Source organism: Polaromonas sp. P1_E1_2, assembly GCF_056406035.1.
Genome location: NZ_JBFUAZ010000294.1, coordinates 1 through 5,004 on the forward strand (window position 1 = coordinate 1; position 5,004 = coordinate 5,004).

Sequence of the window (5,004 nt, forward strand, 5' to 3'; positions counted from 1 at the left end):
TCCCATCCCTATACCGTGGGCCTGCTGGGTGCCATACCGCGCCTGGACGCGGATGACGAAGCGCTGGTCGCCATCCCAGGCGCGCCGCCCAACATGGCGCGGCTTCCCAAGGGCTGCCCGTTCAGCGAACGTTGTACGCTGGCCAGCGATCAGTGCCGTGACGTGATGCCCGCGTTGCTGCCGGCCTTGCACAACCCGGCGGTGCTCAGGGCTTGCCACAAATCAAGTGAGGCTGTGTCTGAACTTGCGGCCAAGGGAGCCGTCCATGCGTGATGCCTCTCAACCTATTTTGTCGGTGCGCGACCTGAAAGTGCACTTCAGGATCAAAAGCGGCGCCTGGCCCTGGTCGCCGGCGCGAATCCTGAAAGCCGTGGACGGCATTTCCTTCGACATCCATGCGGGCGAAACGCTGGGCGTGGTGGGTGAGTCGGGCTGCGGAAAATCCACCTTGGCGCGTGCGGTGCTGAACCTGATTCCTGCCACCGCCGGCAACATTGTCTGGATGGGCCAGGAGATGACGGGCGCTTCATCTCAAGCCTGGCTGGGCGTGCGGTCAGACATCCAGATGATCTTCCAGGATCCGTTGGCCTCGCTGGACCCGCGCATGACCATCGCGCAGATCATTGCCGAACCTTTGCGCACGCATCGCCCGCGCATGCCCGAGGCCGAAGTGATGCAGCGCGTCAAGGCCATGATGGGCCGCGTTGGCCTGATGGCGCAGCAGATCAACCGCTACCCGCATGAATTTTCAGGCGGCCAGTGCCAGCGCATCGGTATCGCCCGGGCGCTGATCCTGGAGCCCAAGCTCATCATCTGCGACGAGCCGGTGTCAGCGCTCGATGTCTCGATCCAGGCGCAAATCATCAACCTGCTCAAGGCGCTGCAAAAATCCATGGGTCTGGCGCTGATCTTCATCGCGCATGACCTGGCCGTCGTCAAACACATCAGCGACCGCATTTTGGTGATGTACCTGGGGCATGAAATGGAAGTGGCGAAAAAGAAGGCGTTGTATGCCGCGCCGCGTCACCCCTACACGCAGGCGTTGCTGTCGGCCATCCCGATTCCCGACCCGGCGCTGGAGCGCAAGAAGGTGATCCAGCTGCTGCAGGGCGACCTGCCGTCGCCGATGTCACCGCCCTCGGGGTGTGTGTTCCGAACGCGCTGCCCCTTGGCCGTTGCGCGCTGCGCTGAAGAGGTGCCTGAGCTTCGCCGCCTGGACGACCAGACGGAAGCGGCTTGCCTGCTGGCTTGAAGTCTTAAGCCTTTTAGGGCTCCAGCCCTTTAAGCATGAGCGCAAGCAGCTATAAAAATCATAGCAAATTCCGGCCGAATCATCACCGGACAATGCACAGGTACACCGCAAAAACGGCGACCAGCCACAGGGTTTCCAGCAGCATCAGGGCCATGGGCCGCCAGCCGAGCTGCACCAGTGCTTCAAACGAGGTCTTGATGCCCAGCGCTGAAATGGCGACCACGAGACACGCGCGCGACACATGGCCCAGCGCCTCATTGAGCCGTGGCGTCACCACGCCCAGGCTGTTGGCCAGCACCAGCGCCATGAAGCCGACCAGGAAGAAGGGCAGCAGCGGCGTGCGCGGGCCGGTATCGCCGCCGGGGCTGCTGCGCCGCCGCCAGTACCAGGCCAGCACTGCCACCACAGRCACCAGCAGCGTGACGCGAAAGAGCTTGACGATCACCGCGACGTCGCCAGTCTCGTGCGATAGCAGCAAGCCGGCGCCGACAACCTGCGCCACGTCATGGATGGTGCCACCCAGGAAGATGCCGGCAGCGGTGTCGTCCAGCCGCAAACCCTTTGCCAGCAACGGAAACACAACCATTGCCAGTGTCGAGAGGCCGGTGACGCCGACAACGGTTAGCAGTGTGTAGCGCTCGCTCTCTTCGGTTTTGGGCATGACGGCCGCCACGGCCAGCGCTGCGGAGGCGCCGCAAATCGAAACAGCCGCGCCGCAAAGCAGGCCGAAATCGGTCTTTAAATCAAAGCGCCGTGCCAGCCAGGCGCCCAGGGTAATCGTGCTGGCAATGCCCAGCACCGCGGTGGCCAGCGGCCCGATACCCAAGTGCCCGATTTGGGAGAGCGTGATGCGCGCACCCAGCAAGGCCACGCCGATGCGCAACAGGGTTTTGGCGCAGAACTCTATACCGGGCCGGCAGCGTGCGTCCTCGTGCAGGAAATGAAAGGCCAGTCCGAACAGCAGGGCGTATAGCAGTTGCGGGCCGCCGTAATGTTCGGAGACGAAAGTGGCGGCCAGCATGATGAGCAGCGGCGAGGCAATGCCCGGCCAGAGGCTGCGGGTGCGTTGGAGCCAAAGGTGTGCGTGGCTGGGCATGGTGATGCAAACCTGAAAGAAAAGGGCAGGCGAGAGCCGCCGCGGGGGCGGATGAAAAGGAGTGAGGGAGAGGAAAGAGGCTGGGGGAGAAGCGAAGGGCAAAGGCGCGGAGGTAAAACCTTCAGGCAGCCAATGCGGCAAACCCCTGTTGCAAGTCGCATATCAGGTCGACCGGGTCTTCCAGGCCGATGTGCAAGCGCACGATCTGGCCATGGCCCGACCAGTCGGTCACGCTGCGCGCGCCCCGCATGTTGGTCATCGTGACCAGGCTTTCATAGCCGCCCCACGAAGCGCCCAGGCCAAACAGCCGCAGGCCGTCGATCAGCCGCTCGGCGGCGGCCTGGTCGAAGGTGCGCTGGAGCTCGAAGGACAACAGGCCGTTGGTGCCCTTGCAGTCGCGTTGCCAGATGGCGTGACCTGGATGGCCGGGCAGGGCCGGGCAGAACACGGTCGCCACTTCGCTGCGCGTTTGCAGCCAGGCCGCCACCTTCAGGGCGCCGCTTTCATGCAGGGCCAGGCGCGCGGCCATGCTGCGTGTGCCGCGCAGCACCAGGTAGGCATCGTCGGGGCTCACCGTCATGCCGAAGGCATCGCTGCGCTCGTTGAGCGCCTGCCAGGCGGCTTGCGTGGTGGCCACGGTGCCCATCATCACGTCGGAGTGGCCCGACAGGTATTTGGTGGCCGCCATGATGGACACGTCGGCACCCAGTGCCAGCGGCCGGTATTGGTAGCCGGAGCCCCAGGTGTTGTCGGCCACCAGCAGCAGGCCCCGCGCACGGGCAATGCCGGCCAGGCGCGGCAGGTCGCACATTTCATACACCAGCGAACCCGGGCATTCGGCATAAATCATGCGCGTGCCCGGCTCGATTTTTTCTTCCACGTCGCTGCCGTCGGCTGCAAAGAAGGTGCAGCGGATGTTGTAGGGCGTGAGGAAGGACTCCACCAGCTTGCGCGCCGGTTCGTAGACGCTGTCCGACATCAGCAGGTGGTCACCGGGCTTGAGGTAGGACAACAGCGTCATCGCGATGGCGGCCAGGCCTGTGGGAAAGAGCCGGGTGCGCCAGGCGCCTTCAAGCTCGCTGACCATGTCTTCCAGCGCGTAGTTGGTCGGGTTGCCGCGCGCCCCGTAGGTGAACACGCGCTCCTCGCCGCGGCGCAGGCGCATCTCGCGCTGATGCGCCGTGTTGTCGAACAGCACGGTGCTGGCGCGCACCACGGCCGGGTTGACCGGCCGGCCGCCGTCATAGGCCGGCTGTTTGCCGGCGTGGACCAGGCGGGTCAGGGGTGACGCACTGGGTGCGGTGGCCGGTGGTGTTTTTTTGCTCATGTCGGGGCGGTTTGATGAATCCGGGGTCAGTCTAGCTTGGCGCCCGAGAGCTTGACGACGCGCGACCAGCGGGCGATGTCTGCCTTGAGCTGCGCGGCAAAAGCTGCCGGTGTGTTACCCACCACTTCGCTGCCGCCCTCGGTGATCAGCTTGCTGACTTCCGGCGACTTGAGCGAGCGCACGATGCTGTCGTGCAGGTAGGCCACGCGTTCGGGCGGCGTGCCGGCCGGTGCGAAGAAGCCGTACCAGTCTTCAAAGGTCGTGTTCTTGTAGCCCAGCTCTTCCAGCGTCGGCACCTTGGTGAAGACGCCGATGCGGCGCGGGCTGGTGACGGCCAGGGCGCGCATCTTGCCGTTCTGGATGAAGCTGGACACCGAGGCGGTGGAGGTAATGAGCACGTCTACCTGGCCGCCCAGCAGGTCGGTGATGGCGGGCGCCGCGCCCTTGTAGGGCACGTGGGTCATGCTGATGGCGCTGTCTTTTTCCAGAACCACGCCGACGAGGTGCGAGAGTGTGCCATTGCCGGGCGTGGCATAGGTGACTCGCCCGCCTGGGGCTTTGGTCTGCGCGGCGAGGTCGGCAAAACTTTTCAGGGGCGAGTTGCTGGCCACTACCAGCACCAGCGGCGCGGCATTGATCTGGGTGATGGGCAGGAAGTTTTTCAGCGGGTCAAAACCCGGCGAGGCATACAGCGAGGGATTGACGGCCATCAACGAGACCTGGCCTGTGAGCACGGTGTAGCCGTCCGGCTTGGCGTCGGCCACGGCCTTGGCACCTATGTTGCCGCCGGCGCCGCCGCGGTTGTCGACGATGGCGCTCTGTCCGGTGATGTCGGACAGGCGGCTCGTCACGAAGCGCGTCGTGGCGTCATTGCCGCCGCCGGCCGGGAAAGGCGACACAAACTTGATGGCCTGGTTCGGGAAGCCGCCGACCTGCGGCATGGGTTGGGCTGAGGGGGCGCCGTGTACGGAGAGGAGGGCGCAGCACAGTGTGGCTGCGGTGAACTTCAGTTTGGCAAGCATGGGGGCTCCTGAATGAATTGGGGCAAAAGATGAATAAAAAAAATGAGGCGGCGCGGGGCCAAATCAGTATTACGCGGGGTGGGCGGCCGCGGCATCGGGCAACTGGAATGCCTTCAGTTCCAGCGCGTCCAACTGCCCGATCAGGTTCACTTCCCAGGCCAGGTACTGGCGGGCAGCTTCCTTGTTGCCGTCGTGCCGGTCATGCACGAAGAAAAGGTAGTCGATGCAGTCGCTGTCGGCCGGGATGTTGTCAGTGGCCTGCAGCGCAAAGCCGGCGGCGCGCCAGGCATCGAGGCCGCCCTCGAGC

The 5,004-nt window shown here is 64.6% G+C and carries 6 protein-coding genes; 2 read left to right on the top strand and 4 right to left on the bottom strand.

Annotation, left to right across the window (positions count from 1 at the left end):
• The coding region (locus AC1D1P_RS13985) for an oligopeptide/dipeptide ABC transporter ATP-binding protein (RefSeq protein WP_477673402.1) at positions 1-273 on the top strand (273 nt) is incomplete at its 5' end.
• On the top strand, positions 266-1,252 hold the full coding sequence (gene oppF, locus AC1D1P_RS13990; protein WP_477669038.1) for a murein tripeptide/oligopeptide ABC transporter ATP binding protein OppF: 987 nt from the start codon (positions 266-268) through the stop codon (positions 1,250-1,252). The genes AC1D1P_RS13985 and oppF, both read left to right, overlap by 8 nt.
• 82 nt (positions 1,253-1,334) lie before the next feature.
• On the opposite strand, the gene AC1D1P_RS13995 is transcribed toward oppF, so the two are convergent.
• The 4 genes from AC1D1P_RS13995 to AC1D1P_RS14010 all read right to left on the bottom strand — a co-directional run.
• The gene (locus AC1D1P_RS13995; protein WP_477673403.1) at positions 1,335-2,348 is read right to left on the bottom strand and encodes a YeiH family protein; all 1,014 of its coding nucleotides are present in this window, start codon (positions 2,346-2,348) and stop codon (positions 1,335-1,337) included.
• A gap of 121 nt (positions 2,349-2,469) precedes the next feature.
• On the bottom strand, positions 2,470-3,675 hold the full coding sequence (gene metC, locus AC1D1P_RS14000; RefSeq protein ID WP_477673404.1) for a cystathionine beta-lyase: 1,206 nt from the start codon (positions 3,673-3,675) through the stop codon (positions 2,470-2,472).
• Positions 3,676-3,701: 26 nt separating this feature from the next.
• Positions 3,702-4,697 (bottom strand): Bug family tripartite tricarboxylate transporter substrate binding protein, encoded by a 996-nt coding sequence (locus AC1D1P_RS14005; RefSeq protein ID WP_477673405.1) that lies wholly within the window; start codon positions 4,695-4,697, stop codon positions 3,702-3,704.
• Between the two features lie 69 nt (positions 4,698-4,766).
• Positions 4,767-5,004 (bottom strand): rhodanese-like domain-containing protein (locus AC1D1P_RS14010; protein WP_477673406.1); only part of this gene is annotated, 238 nt, incomplete at its 5' end.